Annotated in this window: 14 protein-coding genes; 7 read left to right on the top strand and 7 right to left on the bottom strand. The window is 60.9% G+C overall.

Annotated elements, in window-relative coordinates:
• Nucleotides 1-3 precede the first annotated feature (3 nt).
• Complete coding sequence (locus HU727_RS22835) at nt 4-1323, top strand: Nramp family divalent metal transporter (protein ID WP_186533889.1); 1320 nt, start codon at nt 4-6, stop codon at nt 1321-1323.
• Here HU727_RS22835 and HU727_RS22830 read toward each other — a convergent pair whose 3' ends face one another.
• Nucleotides 1324-2436, bottom strand: coding sequence for a cytochrome P450 (locus HU727_RS22830; protein ID WP_186533890.1), 1113 nt, complete (start codon nt 2434-2436; stop codon nt 1324-1326).
• Between the two features lie 79 nt (nt 2437-2515).
• Here HU727_RS22830 and HU727_RS22825 point away from each other — a divergent pair, with 79 nt between their 5' ends.
• The 3 genes from HU727_RS22825 (at nt 2516) to HU727_RS22815 (ending at nt 5457) form a co-directional block, all read left to right on the top strand.
• Nucleotides 2516-3274, top strand: a complete 759-nt coding sequence (locus tag HU727_RS22825; protein WP_186533891.1) for an ArsR/SmtB family transcription factor — start codon at nt 2516-2518, stop codon at nt 3272-3274.
• A 144-nt stretch (nt 3275-3418) separates the two neighbouring features.
• The gene (locus HU727_RS22820; protein ID WP_186533892.1) at nt 3419-4639 is read left to right on the top strand and encodes a putative DNA modification/repair radical SAM protein; all 1221 of its coding nucleotides are present in this window, start codon (nt 3419-3421) and stop codon (nt 4637-4639) included.
• The gene (locus HU727_RS22815) at nt 4636-5457 is read left to right on the top strand and encodes a TIGR03915 family putative DNA repair protein (protein WP_186533893.1); all 822 of its coding nucleotides are present in this window, start codon (nt 4636-4638) and stop codon (nt 5455-5457) included. The genes HU727_RS22820 and HU727_RS22815 overlap by 4 nt, the downstream gene beginning before the upstream one ends.
• 88 nt (nt 5458-5545) lie before the next feature.
• Here HU727_RS22815 and HU727_RS22810 read toward each other — a convergent pair whose 3' ends face one another.
• The 5 genes from HU727_RS22810 to HU727_RS22790 all read right to left on the bottom strand — a co-directional run bounded on the left by HU727_RS22810 (nt 5546) and on the right by HU727_RS22790 (nt 11838).
• Nucleotides 5546-6565 carry a branched-chain amino acid aminotransferase gene (locus tag HU727_RS22810; protein ID WP_186533894.1) on the bottom strand — a complete coding sequence of 340 codons (1020 nt, stop codon included), beginning with the start codon at nt 6563-6565 and terminating at the stop codon, nt 5546-5548.
• A 318-nt stretch (nt 6566-6883) separates the two neighbouring features.
• Complete coding sequence (lpdA, locus tag HU727_RS22805; RefSeq protein WP_186533895.1) at nt 6884-8257, bottom strand: dihydrolipoyl dehydrogenase; 1374 nt, start codon at nt 8255-8257, stop codon at nt 6884-6886.
• Nucleotides 8258-8264: 7 nt separating this feature from the next.
• On the bottom strand, nt 8265-9542 hold the full coding sequence (locus HU727_RS22800; protein WP_186533896.1) for a dihydrolipoamide acetyltransferase family protein: 1278 nt from the start codon (nt 9540-9542) through the stop codon (nt 8265-8267).
• On the bottom strand, nt 9543-10601 hold the full coding sequence (locus HU727_RS22795) for an alpha-ketoacid dehydrogenase subunit beta (protein WP_186533897.1): 1059 nt from the start codon (nt 10599-10601) through the stop codon (nt 9543-9545).
• 1 nt (nt 10602) lies between these two features.
• Complete coding sequence (locus HU727_RS22790) at nt 10603-11838, bottom strand: 3-methyl-2-oxobutanoate dehydrogenase (2-methylpropanoyl-transferring) subunit alpha (protein WP_186533898.1); 1236 nt, start codon at nt 11836-11838, stop codon at nt 10603-10605.
• Between the two features lie 185 nt (nt 11839-12023).
• Between HU727_RS22790 and bkdR the strand changes: the two genes are divergently transcribed.
• Nucleotides 12024-12512 (top strand): Bkd operon transcriptional regulator BkdR, encoded by a 489-nt coding sequence (gene bkdR / locus HU727_RS22785; protein WP_186533899.1) that lies wholly within the window; start codon nt 12024-12026, stop codon nt 12510-12512.
• Between the two features lie 132 nt (nt 12513-12644).
• On the opposite strand, the gene HU727_RS22780 is transcribed toward bkdR, so the two are convergent.
• Nucleotides 12645-13508 carry an MBL fold metallo-hydrolase gene (locus HU727_RS22780; protein WP_186533900.1) on the bottom strand — a complete coding sequence of 288 codons (864 nt, stop codon included), beginning with the start codon at nt 13506-13508 and terminating at the stop codon, nt 12645-12647.
• Between the two features lie 92 nt (nt 13509-13600).
• Between HU727_RS22780 and HU727_RS22775 the strand changes: the two genes are divergently transcribed.
• Complete coding sequence (locus HU727_RS22775; RefSeq protein ID WP_008086967.1) at nt 13601-13942, top strand: ArsR/SmtB family transcription factor; 342 nt, start codon at nt 13601-13603, stop codon at nt 13940-13942.
• Between the two features lie 165 nt (nt 13943-14107).
• Complete coding sequence (locus HU727_RS22770; RefSeq protein ID WP_186533901.1) at nt 14108-15352, top strand: NAD(P)/FAD-dependent oxidoreductase; 1245 nt, start codon at nt 14108-14110, stop codon at nt 15350-15352.
• The last annotated feature ends 3 nt before the right edge of the window (nt 15353-15355 follow it).

The following is a 15355-nucleotide window of genomic DNA, read 5'->3' as shown; positions in this document are numbered from 1 at the left end:
TGCGTGAAATTCAGTTTGCCCAAAATCGCCACCGCGCCTTTTTGCCCGCCGGAAGTGGCTGGCAGTGTCGCGGTCGATCCTGCTGCCTCGTTCTTCAAGCGCGTTTTACGTTTTGCCGGCCCCGGTTTGCTGGTGTCGATCGGCTACATGGACCCTGGTAACTGGGCGACGGCTATCGAGGCCGGGTCGCGTTTTGGCTATAGCCTGTTGTTCGTGGTGTTGCTGGCAAGTCTGGCGGGCATGGTTGTGCAGTGTCTGTGTTCGCGCCTTGGCATCGCCACCGGGCGCGATCTGGCGCAGTTGTCGCGCGAGCGTTACAGCAAGCCGACCGCACGCCTGCAATGGGTGCTGGCGGAAATCTCGATCATCGCCACGGATTTGGCCGAAGTGCTCGGTTGCGCGCTGGCGTTTCACCTTTTGCTCGGTTGTTCGCTGACGTTCGGTATCGCCCTGACAGCGTTCGACACGCTGCTGGTGCTGGCTCTGCAGAACCGTGGTTTCCGGCGCCTGGAAGCGATCATGCTGGTACTGGTGGCGACCATCGGCGTGTGTTTTCTTGTAGAACTGTTGCTGATCAAACCTTACTGGCCGGACGTGGCTCAGGGCTTCAAACCGTCATTGTCGGCCATCGGCAATGCGGCGCCGTTGTACCTGGCGATCGGAATCCTGGGGGCCACGGTCATGCCGCATAACCTCTATCTGCACACCTCGATCGTGCAGACGCGGATGATCGGCAAGGATCTGGCCAGCAAACAGGACGCGGTGAAATTGGCGCGCATCGACACGATCGGCTCGCTGGCCCTGGCGCTGCTGGTGAACGCGGCGATTCTGATTCTCGCGGCGGCTGCTTTCCACCAGTCCGGACATACCGATGTGGTCGACATTCAGGACGCCTATCACTTGCTCGATCCGCTGGTCGGTGGCGCGCTCGCCAGCGTGCTGTTCGGCGTCGCGCTGTTGGCGTCCGGGCAAAGTTCGACCTTCACCGGGACCATCGCCGGTCAAGTGATCATGGAGGGCTACCTGAACCTGCGCATCCCGTGCTGGCAGCGGCGTTTTATCACCCGAGGGCTGGCGCTGATTCCGGCGTTCCTCGGCGTGTGGCTGATGGGCGATGGCGCGGTGGGCAAATTGCTGGTGCTGAGTCAGGTGGTGCTGAGCCTGCAACTGCCGTTTGCCTTGTACCCGCTGATCCGCATGACCAATGACAAACAGCTCATGGGCCCGTTTGTGAATCGCCTGCCGACTCGCATTCTGGCGTGGGGGTTGTTTGTGGTGATCAGCGGGGCCAATAGCTGGCTGATTCTGCAGTGGGTGGCTTGATCATTGGACGCCGCCAATGTTGAAAAGCGGAACCCGCCCATTGAGCGAAGGCCTGTAATTCCAGCTCAGGCAATTCAGATCAAGGCCACTGACAAGGATTTTCTTTAGAGTCGCCGCGGCAATACCCACCGCCAGCGCTTGGCCCGGGCACTCATGCCGACCACTGCCGAAACTGAAGCTGCGGCGATTCGGTCGATCCAGCAGGAAGCGATCGGGATCCTCATTGAGTTCAGGGTCGCGGTTGGCCGAGGCGAGCACGATCAAAATCATATCGCCAGCTTCCAGCCGCAGTCCGTCGATGTCGCACGCCGCAGCGACAAAACGCCGGGTGTTCTGAACTGACGGGTCGAAACGCTGAACCTCAGCCACCAGCGCTTCCAGGGATGCATCGCGCAATCCGGGTTGGCGCCGGATCGCCAGTAACGCATTGCCGATAAGTCCCGCGCAGGCTTCATACGTCTGCGAGCAGAGGCCGATCAGGTTGGCGATCAGGGTGTCTTCGTCGCCCTCGAACCCGTGTCTGATGCTCGACAGCAGGGCGCTATGCACATTGCAATCGGCCAACAGCTCAATGAACCAACCGCGCAATTGCGCTGCTGCAACATGCGCGGCGGCGATCTGCAGGTCATTGCTCAAGGGCGACAGGCAGGCGACGAAATCAGCGGTCAGCTCACTGATCGTCCGGCTCTGCGTCGGCGTGAAGCCGAGCAATGCCGCGACCACGGCTACCGGGCCGCGGAACATGGCTTTGTAGAGGCCGTCTGCATCCGCTGTGAATAGTCGGGCCGAAACCAAATGCTGGACTTCAATTTCATTGATCAGCCCGAGCGCAGGTTCTATGGCCGAGCGCGGGCAGCGCTGCCGCTCACCGTCGTTCATCCGCATCAGTTGGCCGAAAACCTGCCCGGCCGGGCCTTGCGCAATGACGTACGGCACCGGCTCTTGCGGCGGGCGCACCCGACAATCGACATGGGCGAGTACCGCGCAAACGGCGCGGGCACTGCTGGCGATCCACAGTTTCAATTCGGGATGAAAGGTCAATCCGCCCTCGTTGCGCAGTTTCGCGTAGTAGGGGTACGGATCGGCGTGAGTCGCCGCGATGATGGGATCCATGAGGGGCCGCCTTGTCGGTGAAGAAAGTGTTGCTACTATCTCCAGTCCGTAGCGACGACGATTCGTCGGGGAGCGAAATATGCACGCAGAACATCAAGACATCGGCGTCTCGCAAGTGGCTGCCGCCATTGCCGAGCCGGCGCGGACGAAAATCCTCTGCTCGCTGATGGACGGCCACGCCCGCACCAGCACCGAGCTGGCAGCGGTTGCCGAAGTCAGCGCCTCTACTGCCAGTGCGCATTTGGCCAAACTCAAAGACCTGGCGCTGGTACGGCTGCACATCCAGGGGCGTCATCGCTATTACAGCCTGGCCGACAAGCGCGTCGCCCAGGCGCTCGAAGCGTTGATGGTGATCGGCCAGAACACTGCGCCAACATTCAAGCCGCACACACCGGATCGCCTGCGGTTTGCCCGTACCTGCTATGACCATATGGCCGGGACGCTGGCAGTCTTGCTGCATGACCGTTTGATCGATGCCGGGTGGCTGGTGGCCACGGATGAGCAGGCGTATCGCCTAAGCGAGAGTGGCGAGGTGTTGTTCGCGCAGTTGGGCATCGAGGTGCGGGACCTCACTGCGATGCGGCGCAAGTTTGCCTGCCCGTGTCTGGACTGGAGCATGCGCCGGCCGCATTTGGGCGGCTCGCTGGGCGCGGCGTTGCTGCAGACGGCGCTGAAGCGCAACTGGGTGACCCAGGACCTGGACAGACGGGCGTTGACGCTGACCGCAGCGGGACGCAAGCAGATCAGTGCGCGGTTTGGCGTTGAATTGGCAGCAGAAGAGCAGATCAACAGATCGCAGCCTTCGGCAGCTCCTACAGGAGGCGCATACACTCGATAATTTTCGAGCGAACCCGAATTTGCAGGAGCTGCCGAAGGCTGCGATCTTTTGATCCTGGCCTTCCTCCGACGAGGGGTCATCCATCGGCTTGTTTCGCGGCGGTCGAGCCTATACTGTATATGCACACAGTAAAGAGCCCGCGCCATGCAAATCATCGACAAGCTCAGCATCCTCGCCGACGCCGCCAAGTACGACGCCTCCTGCGCAAGCAGTGGCGCGCCCAAGCGCAGCTCCGAGGGCAAGAGCGGTCTGGGCTCGACCGACGGCATGGGCATCTGCCATAGCTATACGCCGGACGGGCGCTGTGTTTCGTTGCTGAAAATTCTCCTGACCAACTTCTGTCTTTACGACTGCCAGTATTGCGTCAATCGCCGTTCAAGCGATGTGCCGCGAGCGCGCTTCACACCTGAGGAAGTCGTGGCCCTGACCATGGATTTCTACCGACGCAACTGCGTCAGCGGCCTGTTTCTCAGCTCCGGGATCATCCGCTCGGCGGACTACACAATGGAACAACTGGTGCGGGTCGCCAAGCTGCTGCGCGAAGAGCACGAGTTTCGCGGATACATCCACCTCAAGACCATTCCCGAGGCCGATCCTGCGTTGATTGAAGAAGCCGGGCGTTACGCCGATCGCCTGAGCGTCAATATCGAGTTGCCCACCGATGCCAGCCTGCAAACCCTGGCGCCGGAGAAGGACATCGGCTCGATCAAACAGGCGATGCAGACCATTTATACCGGTGAACAGACCGTACTCAATGAGCCTCGCAGGCCGAAGTTCGCGCCGGCCGGGCAAAGTACGCAAATGATTGTCGGCGCCGATGACACCGACGACAGCACCATCCTCCACGGTGCGCAGGCCTTGTATGGCAATTTCCGGCTGCGCCGGGTCTATTACTCCGCGTTCAGCCCGATTCCCGACAGCCCGAAAAGCGTACCGCTGGCCGCACCGCCGCTGATGCGCGAACATCGCTTGTATCAGGCCGATTTTCTCTTGCGCAGCTACGGCTACAGCGCGGGCGAGCTGCTTGAAGGGCCGGGTAACCTGGCGTTGGACATCGACCCGAAACTCGCCTGGGCCTTGCAGAATCGCGAGGTATTTCCGCTGGACCTCAACAGTGCCGAGCCAGCGCTGATCGCACGGATTCCCGGCATCGGCCTGCGCACCACCGAACGTCTGGTCGAACTGCGACGCCAGCGGCGGATCCGCTACGAGGACGTCGCGCGCATGCGCTGCGTGCTGGCCAAGGCCAAGCCCTTCATCATCACCAGCGACTACCACCCGCAACAGGCCGAAGTCACCAGCCACATGCTGTATCAGCAATTGCGCGACCGGCCGATGCCGCAACAGATGGGGTTGTGGGGATGATCAATCTGGACTGCGACGACCTGTTCGACACCTGGCGCCAGCAGGCGCGCTGGCTGCTCAGCCATGAAATCGACCCGAGTCTGGTGAGCTGGGCGAGCGAAGGCGTTGGCGACCTCTTCGCCGGCGACGACCCTGTACCCGAAGGGCAGGGGCCGTTTCAGGCGCGCATCCCACGAGCGCTGCTCGACACGCTGGAACAAGCGGCACGCTATCGCGGCGAGCAACGCTGGAGCCTGTTGTATGAGGTTCTATGGCGAGTCAGCCACGGCGACCGCACGGCGATGATGGCCGGCGACAAACTGGGCAGCGAATTGCAGCGGCGAATCAAACAGGTCAGCCGCGAAGCCCATCACCTGCATGCGTTCGTGCGCTTCATCGAGCGACCCAGGGATCTTCCCGGCCCGCAATACGTGGCGTGGCACGAACCGGCCCACGACATTCTGCACAGCGCCAGCGAGCATTTCATCGGGCGGATGGGCAAGCATCGCTGGATGATCGCCACACCGCGTGACGGTGTGTATTACGACGGCGAGCAGTTGGTCCACGAGCGGCATTGCCCGATTGAATGGCAACAACTGGCGCAAAATGTCGACGATCCCCACGGCGATCTGTGGTTGACCTATTACAGCCACATTTTCAACCCGGCGCGCTTGAACCCGAAGGTCATGCAAGGGCATTTGCCCGTGCGGTTCTGGAAGAATCTGCCAGAAGGAGAGTTGATTCCCGGGCTGATCACCCAGGCGCGGATGGGCAAGCAGCAGAACGGGCAGGCGAGCGGGATTGCCAGCCGCATGGGTAAACGGATTACGTTGAAATAGCACGATCTTTTGATCTTTTCTGCGGCCCACAAAAAAGCCCCCCATCAATCACTCGATGGAGGGCTTTCTTACATCAACAACCGTCAATTCAAACCTTGACGATCCAGCCCGCTGGCGCTTCGATGTCGCCGGTCTGCACGCCCGTCAGCTCTTTGTAAAGCTTCTGGGTGACAGGGCCCACTTCGGTTTCGCTGTGGAACACGTGCAGGTGATCGTTGTAGCTGATGCCGCCAATCGGCGTGATCACGGCGGCGGTACCGCAGGCACCGGCTTCCTTGAAGTCCGCCAGTTTGCTGATCAGCACGTCGCCTTCAACCACTTCCAGGCCCAGACGCGATTTGGCCAGTTCGATCAGCGACAGGCGGGTGATACCTGGCAGAACGGACGGCGAGTTCGGGGTCACGAACTTGTTGTCGTGGGTGATCCCGAAGAAGTTGGCCGAACCGACTTCCTCGATTTTGGTGTGGGTCATCGGGTCCAGGTAGATCGCGTCGGCAAAGTTGGCTTTCTTCGCTTTCGAGCCCGGCATCAGGCTGGCGGCGTAGTTGCCACCGACCTTGGCGGCGCCGGTGCCTTGTGGGGCGGCGCGGTCGTAGCTGGAGATCTGGAAGTTGTGCGGGGTCAGGCCGCCCTTGAAGTAGGCGCCGACCGGGATGCAGAAGATCGAGAAGATGAACTCGGGCGCCGTACGCACGCCGATGTTGTCACCTACGCCGATCACGAACGGACGCAGGTAGAGCGCGCCGCCGGTGCCATAAGGCGGGATGAAGCGCTCGTTGGCGCGAACCACGTCCTTGCAGGCTTCGATGAATTGCTCGGTGTCAACCTGCGGCATCAGCAGGCGCGCGCAGCTGCGTTGCATGCGCAGGGCGTTCTGGTCTGGACGGAACAGGTTGATCGAGCCGTCCTTGCAACGATAGGCCTTCATGCCTTCGAAGCACTGCTGGCCATAGTGAAGGGCAGTCGAGCCTTCGCTGATGTGCAGCACGTTGTCTTCGGTCAGGGTGCCTTTGTCCCATTCGCCATCGCGAAAGTACGACAGATAGCGTTTGTCGGTCTTGATGTAGTCAAAACCCAGCTTGTCCCAATTGATGCTTTCGTTACCCATGACACCCTCTATCACTGAACAACCGCCGAAACGGTTCAAGGCTTCTGACGTTTTTTTGGATGGGCACAACAATACTTCATTCTTGAGCGGTTTCGCAGCCCGGACGATGGAGGGATTGGTAAAAATAGTAGCTTGCTTACTAAATCCCCATCATTCCTGAATGTTCCACCTTATTTGCGGCGAGGGAGCTTGCTCCCGCTCCAGTGCGCAGCACTGGTAAAACCGGCCGCCGCGGTGCATCAGATGCACAGAGTGAGCTGGGTTTGGGGCCGCTTCGCAGCGCAGCGGGAGCAAGCTCCCTCGCCACAGGGTCTTGCGTTACAGGTGCAGCGCATGCCCCAGCGCACGCAGCGCCGCTTCCTGCACCGCTTCGCCCAGGGTCGGGTGTGCGTGGATGGTGCCGCCGATGTCCTCCAGCCGCGCGCCCATTTCCAGGCTTTGCGCGAATGCCGTCGACAACTCGGACACGCCAACGCCCACCGCTTGCCAACCGACAATCACATGGTTGTCGCGACGTGCGACCACGCGCACGAAGCCGTTTTTTGATTCCAGCGTCATCGCCCGGCCATTGGCGGCGAATGGAAAGCTCGAAACGATGCAGTCCAGGCCAGCGGCATTGGCCTCGTCCGGGGTCTTGCCGACCACTACCAGTTCCGGATCGGTGAAGCACACGGCGGCGATGGCGGTCGGGTTGAACTCGCGGGATTTGCCGGCGATCAGCTCGGCGACCATTTCGCCCTGCGCCATGGCGCGGTGAGCCAGCATCGGCTCGCCGCTCAGATCACCAATCGCGTAGACATTGCGCATGCTGGTCTGGCAGCGGTTGTCGATCTTGATCGCCGAGCCGTTCATGTCCAGGTTCAACGCTTCGAGGTTCCAGCCCTGAGTATTGGGTTTGCGGCCCACGGCGACGAGGACCTGATCGGTTTCCAGATTCAGGATTTCGCCTTCCGGGTCGCGCACCTGCAGCTTGCCATCGAAACCCAGCACACTGTGCTTGAGGTACAGCTTGACTCCCAGTTGCTTCAACGTGTCATGCACCGGCTGCGTCAGTTCCGCGTCGTAGGCCGGCAGGATGCGATCCTGCGCCTCGACCACGCTGACCTCGGCGCCGAGCTTGCGATAAGCGATGCCCAGTTCCAGGCCGATATAACCGCCGCCGACCACGGTCAGGCGTTTTGGCACCGACGTCGGCGCCAGCGCTTCGGTGGAAGAGATGATCGGCCCGCCAATGGGCAGGATTGGCAGGTTGACGCTGGTGGAACCGGTGGCCAGCACCAGGTGTTCGCACTGGATGCGCATATCGCCGACCTCGACGGTTTTGCCATCAACGATTTTCGCCCAGCCGGTGATGACTCGAACTTTGTTCTTTTTCAGAAGTGCGGCAACCCCGGTAGTCAGGCGATCAACGATACCGTCCTTCCACTCGACGCTTTTACCGATGTCCAGAGAGGGCGCGGAAACGCTGATGCCCAGCGCCGAATGCTGACTGTGATGTTGCGTCTGGTGAAACTGCTCAGCGACGTGAATCAGCGCTTTGGACGGGATGCAGCCGATGTTCAGGCAGGTGCCGCCCAGCGATTGGCCTTCGACCAGAATCGTCGGAACGCCCAGTTGCCCGGCGCGAATTGCTGTGACGTAACCGCCGGGGCCGCCGCCGATGATCAGCAGCTTAGTGTTCAAGGATTGCATGCGTGCCTTACTCCACAAACAAAGTGGCAGGTTGTTCGAGCAAGCCACGAATGGCCTGGATGAAGAGCGCCGCGTCCATGCCATCGACCACGCGGTGATCGAAGGAGCTGGAGAGGTTCATCATCTTGCGGATCACCACCTGGCCTTTGACGACCATGGGCCGTTCGACGATTTTGTTGACGCCGACGATGGCCACTTCCGGCAGGTTCAACACTGGCGTGCTGACAATTCCGCCCAGCGCGCCGAGGCTGGTCAGGGTGATGGTCGAGCCGGACAATTCGTCGCGGCTGGCCTTGCCATTGCGTGCGGCGCTCGCCAGACGCGAGATTTCTGCAGCGCTGTCCCACAGGCTGCGGGCTTCGGCGTGACGCACCACCGGCACCATCAGGCCGACATCGCTTTGCGTGGCGACGCCGACATGCACCGCGCCCAGGCGGGTGATGACTTGGGCTTCGTCGTCGTAACGAGCGTTCATCTGCGGAAAATCGCGCAGGGCCACGACTAGCGCGCGGACGAGGAACGGCAGCAGGGTCAACTTGCCACGGCTGGCGCCGTGTTTTTCATTCAAGTGGGCGCGCAGCTCTTCAATCGCGGTGACGTCGATTTCCTCGACGTAGCTGAAATGGGCGGCTCGCTGGGTGGCGTCCTGCATGCGCTGAGCGATCTTGCGGCGCATGCCGATCACTTGAATCTGCTCTTCATCTTTGCGCTGAGCGTACGCGGCTGCAACCGGTGCCGAGGCATTCGACTGCCCCTCGGCCAGATACGCCTCAAGGTCTTCGTGCAACACGCGCCCGGCCGGGCCGGAACCGCGCACCAGACGTAATTGAATGCCCAGATCCAACGCATGTTTACGCACGGCCGGGGAAGCCAGTGGGCGTTCGTTCGCCTCACGGGCGACCATCGGGCCCTGGCAAACAGGGCGCGGCGCGGCGGCTTGCGCAGGCTTGTTCTCTACTGCCGCCTGCGCTTTCGGGGCTTCAGGGGCTTGTTCCGCCGCTGGCTTTGGTGCCGGTGCGGCAGACTCTTTCACATTGCCCGCGCCTTCCACTTCGATGCTGATCAGCACACTGCCGACCGCCATCACTTCACCCGGCTGGCCACCGAGCGCAATGACTTTGCCGTGTACGGGCGATGGAATATCGACCATCGCCTTGTCGGTCATCACGTCCGCCAGCACCTGATCTTCAACCACCAGGTCGCCGACCTTGACGTGCCACTGCGACAATTCCACTTCTGCGATGCCTTCGCCGATGTCCGGCATCTTGATAACGTGCGTGCCCATTCAGACCTCCATGACCCGTTTCAACGCCGCGCCCACTCGGGACGGCCCTGGGAAATACGCCCACTCTTGCGCGTGCGGGTAGGGCGTGTCCCAACCGGTGACGCGTTCGATCGGCGCTTCCAGGTGATGGAAGCAATGCTCTTGCACCAGCGACACCAGTTCGGCGCCGAAACCGCAGGTGCGCGTGGCCTCGTGGACCACGACGCAGCGACCGGTTTTCTTCACGGACTTGACGATGGTTTCCAGGTCCAGCGGCCACAGGCTGCGCAGGTCGATGACTTCGGCGTCGACGCCGCTTTCTTCAGCCGCGACTTGCGAGACGTAAACGGTGGTGCCGTAGGTCAGAACGGTCACGTCTTTGCCCGGGCGAGTGATCGCGGCGACGTCCAGCGGCACGGTGTAGTAGCCATCCGGCACTTGCGCGGCAGGGTGTTTCGACCATGGGGTAACAGGGCGGTCGTGATGGCCGTCGAACGGGCCGTTGTACAGGCGTTTCGGCTCAAGGAAGATCACCGGATCATCGTTTTCGATGGAGGCGATCAGCAGACCTTTGGCGTCGTACGGGTTGGACGGCATCACCGTGCGCAGACCGCAAACCTGAGTGAACATCGCCTCGATGCTCTGGCTGTGGGTCTGGCCACCATAAATGCCGCCGCCGCAAGGCATGCGCAGGGTCATCGGCGCGGTGAATTCGCCAGCGGAGCGATAACGCAGGCGCGCCGCTTCAGAGATGATCTGGTCGGAAGCCGGGTAAACATAGTCGGCGAACTGAATTTCAGCCACCGGGCGCAGGCCATAAGCGCCCATGCCGACGGCGACGCCGACGATGCCGCTTTCGGAGATCGGTGCGTCGAAAACGCGCGAAGTGCCGTACTTGGTCTGCAGGCCTTCGGTGCAGCGGAACACACCGCCGAAGTAGCCGACGTCCTGACCGAACACCACGACGTTGTCGTCGCGTTCAAGCATCACATCCATGGCCGAGCGCAACGCCTGGATCATGGTCATGGTGGTCGTGGTCATGGCGGTTTCCACCTGGATATTGTTGTTGTGATCGTTCATGTCAGACCCCCAGCTGCTGACGCTGGCGCTTCAAGTGCTCCGGCATCTCTTTGTAGACGTCTTCGAACATGGTCGCGGCGCTCGGGATCTGGCCACCGGCGAGGGTGCCGTACTGTTCGGCTTCTTTTTGCGCGGCAATCACTTCGGCTTCGAGTTCGGCGCTGACGGCGGTGTGCTCTTCTTCCGACCAGTGGCCGGCCTTGATCAGGTGCTGTTTCAGACGCGCAATCGGATCGCCGAGCGGGAAATGGCTCCAGTCATCGGCCGGGCGGTATTTGGACGGATCGTCGGACGTCGAGTGAGGGCCGGCGCGATAGGTCACCCACTCGATCATGGTCGGGCCGAGGTTTCGGCGGGCACGTTCGGCAGCCCAGGCGGACGCCGCGTACACCGCGTAAAAGTCGTTGCCATCCACACGCAGGGAGGCGATGCCGCAACCGACGCCGCGTCCGGCGAAGGTGGTGGCTTCACCGCCGGCGATGGCCTGGAAGGTTGAGATTGCCCATTGGTTGTTGACCACGTTGAGGATCACCGGCGCGCGGTAAACGTGGGCGAAGGTGAGGGCGGTGTGGAAGTCCGATTCGGCGGTGGCGCCGTCACCGATCCACGCCGAGGCGATTTTGGTGTCGCCCTTGATCGCCGACGCCATGCCCCAGCCCACGCCCTGAATGAACTGCGTGGCGAGGTTGCCGGAAATGGTGAAGAAGCCCGAGTCCTTGACCGAGTACATGATCGGCAACTGACGGCCCTTGAGCGGATCGCGCTCGTTGGACAGCAGTTGGCAGATCAGATCAACCAGTGGCACTTCGCGGGCCATCAGGATGCTTTGCTGGCGATAGGTCGGGAAGCACATGTCGTCGATGTTCAAGGCCAGGGCCTGGGCGCTGCCGATGGCTTCTTCGCCAAGGCTCTGCATGTAGAACGACATCTTTTTCTGACGCTGGGCGACCACCATGCGGTTGTCGTAGATGCGCGTCTTGAGCATGGCGCGCATGCCTTTGCGCAGAATCTCGACCGGCACGTTTTCAGCCCATGGGCCGAGAGCGTTGCCCTGATCGTCGAGCACGCGAATCAGGCCGCGGGCCAGGTCGGCGGTGTCGGCAGGTTCTACGTCGATGGGAGGTTTGCGCACCGTACCGGCATCGGTCAGATGCAGGTAGGAGAAGTCGGTTTTGCAGCCGGGACGGCCCGAGGGTTCAGGGACGTGCAGGCGCAGCGGTTCATACGCTTGGGTCATGGCTTCTACGCTCGATCTTGTGAATTTCTTGTAGTGAGCTGGCAGTCATTCCTGGGTAGAGGAAATCTTGTCCTACAACAATCATAGGCTCGGGCAAGAAGAATATTTCTCTCTGTTTCGTTGCACTGGCGATCATTTGCAGATAGAAATTCTGCATAAACATAAAAAACAGGTGGTTTTGTCTCATGCGCAAACTGGACCGTACCGACATCGGCATTCTCAACAGCCTTCAGGAGAACGCGCGCATCACCAACGCCGACCTTGCACGCTCGGTGAATCTGTCGCCGACGCCGTGCTTCAACCGGGTGAAGGCGATGGAAGAGTTGGGCCTGATTCGCGAGCAGGTCACGCTGCTCGATGCCGACCTGTTGGGCTTGCATGTGAATGTGTTCATTCACGTCAGCCTGGAGAAACAGGTGGAGGAGGCGTTGCAGCATTTCGAACAGGCGATATCTGATCGCCCCGAAGTGATGGAGTGCTACCTGATGGCCGGCGACCCGGATTACCTGATCCGGGTGCTGGTGCCGACGATTCAGTCGCTGGAGCGCTTCATGATGGACTTTCTGACCAAGGTGCCCGGCGTGGCGAACATCCGTTCAAGCTTCGCGCTGAAGCAGGTGCGCTATAAAACGGCGTTGCCACTGCCGGCTAATGGACTCACGTTAGGGGCGTAAGAAAGATCGTTCCCACGCTCTGCGTGGGAATGCATCCCGTGACGCTCTGCGTCACTTCGCGAGGCGGAGCGCGGAGCGTCCCCGGCGGTGTTACCACGCGGAGCGTGGGAACGATCAGTGTTGCCAATATGGCTATAGCGAATTAAGCGGGATCTTCAGGTAAACCACGCCGTTGCCTTCCGCCGCCGGAAAATTCCCCGCCCGCACGTTCACCTGAATCGCCGGCAGCAACAGCGTCGGCATGCCCAGTCCGGCATCACGCTGTGTGCGCATCTCAACGAACGCCGCTTCATCGATGCCGTCATGCACATGAATATTGCTTTTACGCTGTTCACCCACCGTGGTCTGGCACTGCGAGGCGCGGCCTTCGGGCGGGTAGTCGTGGCAAACGTAAAGTTTCACGCTGGCGGGAAAGGCGAGCAATTTCTGAATCGATTTGAACAGTTGCTGTGCGTTGCCGCCGGGGAAATCACAGCGCGCCGTGCCGACATCGGGCATGAACAAGGTGTCGCCGACGAGGATCTGCTCGCCATCGATCAGATACGCCATGTCCGCCGGCGTATGGCCGGGTACATGAAGGGCGGTGGCCTTGAGGTTGCCGATCATGAACGACTCGTTCGGCGCAAACAGATGGTCGAACTGCGAGCCATCGACACAGAATTCCGGCTCCAGATTGAACAGTGCCTTGAACACGTTCTGCACTTTGCTGATCGACTCGCCAATTGCAATTTTGCCGCCCAGTTCACGGCGCAGGTACGGCGCGGCGGACAGGTGATCGGCGTGGGCGTGGGTTTCGAGCAACCACTGTACTTGCAACTGATGCGCACGCACGAACGCGATGATCCTGTCCGCTTGCGCCGTGCAGGTTCGCCCGGCGGCCCCGTCGTAATCGAGCACCGGATCGACGATTGCGCAGAGTCTGCCGTCGTCTTCATAGACCACGTAGCTGTAGGTCGAGGAGGCGGGGTCGAGAAACGCTTCAATCAAGGCGGGCATGGGTAAAACCTGTGCAGGGGAATTCAGGGTTGCAACACTTTATGTAAAAACATAATGTTCGCAGCTTAAGTGACCTTCAAGGCCTCATGCAAATGCAATCCAGTCTGACCGAATGTGAAGTCGCCCAACTGCGCGCCTCGGCGTCCAAAGCTTGCGCGTTGCTCAAGGCCCTGGCCAATGAGGATCGACTGTTGATCCTGTGCCAACTGACCCAGGGCGAACGCAACGTCGGCGAACTGGAAACCATGACCGGCGTGCGTCAGCCAACGCTGTCCCAGCAACTGGGCATCTTGCGTGACGAAGGCCTGGTCGCGACCCGCCGTGAGGGCAAATACATCTTTTATGGCCTGGCCAGTCACGAAGTGATTCAGGTGATGAAGACTCTGTCCGGGCTTTATTGCGGGGCAGTGCTCAAGAGTTGGGAACAGCCATAAGCTCATGCAACGCACCGAACCTGTGGGAGCTGGCTTGCCAGCGATGGCGGAGTGTCAGTCGTCATCAATGTCGGCTGGCGAAGCCCCCATCGCTGGCAAGCCAGCTCCCACAGGTTTCGTGGTTTTAACCGGACTAATCCTTGCGTGCAGCAAAAGGAACAAGCAATGAACGATCAACACTGGGGCCCATCCATCAGTGCGGACATCGTGGTCATCGGCGGCGGAACGGCTGGCATCGGTTTTGTCGCCAGCCTGCTCAAGCGTGATCCGCACCTCAACGTCACCGTCATCGAACCGAGTTCACAGCATTACTATCAACCGGCCTGGACGCTGGTCGGCGGCGGTGCGTTTGACGTGAAAAACACCGTCAGGCCGATGAGTAAAGTCATGCCGCGCCAGGCCAGGTGGATTCAGGCCAGCGTCAGCGCCATTGATCCCGACACCCGCCAACTGACCCTCGACGATCAACGCACCGTCAGCTATCAGAACCTGATCGTCTGCCCCGGCCTGCGTCTGGCCTGGGAGAAAATCGAAGGCTTGCAGGAAAGCCTCGGTCAGCATGGCGTGACGTCCAATTACAGCTATCAGCATGCGCAGTACACCTGGGATCAGGTGCAGAAACTGCGCGATGGCCGGGCGCTGTTCACCCAGCCGGCGATGCCGATCAAGTGTGCGGGCGCACCGCAAAAAGCGCTGTACCTGTCCTGCGACCACTGGCGCAGATCCGGCGTGCTGCACAACATTCACGTTGAATTCAACCTGGCGGGCGCAGCGCTGTTTGGTGTGGCGACCTTCGTCCCGCCGCTGATGAAATACATCGAACAGTACAACGCGCAATTGGCGTTCAATGCCAATCTGGTCAAGGTCGACGGCCCGGCGAAAACCGCGTGGTTCGAGATGAAGGACGCCGACGGCAACGTCACCCGCGAAGCGAAAACCTTCGATTTGCTGCACGTCGTGCCGCCACAGGTCTCGCCCGACTTCATTGCGCAAAGTCCCTTGGCCGATGCCGCCGGCTGGTGCGAAGTCAATCCGCACAGCCTGCAGCATCCACGTTACCCCGAAGTGTTCGCACTGGGCGATATCTGCGGCACCAGTAATGCTAAAACCGCAGCGGCGGTGCGCAAGCAAGTCGTCGTGGTCGCGCAACATCTCCTGGCTCAGCGCAAGCAACATCCGCTGCCATTGAAGTACGACGGCTACGGTTCCTGTCCGCTGACGGTGGAGAAGGGCAAGGTGATCCTTGCCGAGTTCGGCTATGGCGGAAAACTGCTGCCGACCTTCCCGCTGGACCCGACCGTGCCGAGGCGTTCGGCCTGGTGGCTGAAGGCGACGTTGCTGCCGTGGTTTTACTGGAACGGCATGCTCAAGGGCCGCGAGTGGCTGACGCGCCTGTCGAAGGTCGACTGAGAA

The sequence above is a fragment of the Pseudomonas khorasanensis genome (genome assembly GCF_014268505.2).
In the GTDB taxonomy this organism is placed as follows: domain Bacteria; phylum Pseudomonadota; class Gammaproteobacteria; order Pseudomonadales; family Pseudomonadaceae; genus Aquipseudomonas; species Aquipseudomonas khorasanensis.
This window is presented reverse-complemented; position numbering and strand designations above follow the sequence as displayed.

Excerpts from the sequence above, each read along its gene's own strand:
- HU727_RS22830 (WP_186533890.1), bottom strand. The coding sequence starts at position 2,436 with ATGGATCCCATCATCGCGGCGACTCACGCCGATCCGTACCCCTACTAC.
- HU727_RS22825 (WP_186533891.1), top strand. The coding sequence starts at position 2,516 with ATGCACGCAGAACATCAAGACATCGGCGTCTCGCAAGTGGCTGCCGCC.
- HU727_RS22820 (WP_186533892.1), top strand. The coding sequence starts at position 3,419 with ATGCAAATCATCGACAAGCTCAGCATCCTCGCCGACGCCGCCAAGTAC.
- HU727_RS22815 (WP_186533893.1), top strand. The coding sequence starts at position 4,636 with ATGATCAATCTGGACTGCGACGACCTGTTCGACACCTGGCGCCAGCAG.
- HU727_RS22810 (WP_186533894.1), bottom strand. The coding sequence starts at position 6,565 with ATGGGTAACGAAAGCATCAATTGGGACAAGCTGGGTTTTGACTACATC.
- lpdA (WP_186533895.1), bottom strand. The coding sequence starts at position 8,257 with ATGCAATCCTTGAACACTAAGCTGCTGATCATCGGCGGCGGCCCCGGC.
- HU727_RS22800 (WP_186533896.1), bottom strand. The coding sequence starts at position 9,542 with ATGGGCACGCACGTTATCAAGATGCCGGACATCGGCGAAGGCATCGCA.
- HU727_RS22795 (WP_186533897.1), bottom strand. The coding sequence starts at position 10,601 with ATGAACGATCACAACAACAATATCCAGGTGGAAACCGCCATGACCACG.
- HU727_RS22790 (WP_186533898.1), bottom strand. The coding sequence starts at position 11,838 with ATGACCCAAGCGTATGAACCGCTGCGCCTGCACGTCCCTGAACCCTCG.
- bkdR (WP_186533899.1), top strand. The coding sequence starts at position 12,024 with ATGCGCAAACTGGACCGTACCGACATCGGCATTCTCAACAGCCTTCAG.
- HU727_RS22780 (WP_186533900.1), bottom strand. The coding sequence starts at position 13,508 with ATGCCCGCCTTGATTGAAGCGTTTCTCGACCCCGCCTCCTCGACCTAC.
- HU727_RS22775 (WP_008086967.1), top strand. The coding sequence starts at position 13,601 with ATGCAATCCAGTCTGACCGAATGTGAAGTCGCCCAACTGCGCGCCTCG.
- HU727_RS22770 (WP_186533901.1), top strand. The coding sequence starts at position 14,108 with ATGAACGATCAACACTGGGGCCCATCCATCAGTGCGGACATCGTGGTC.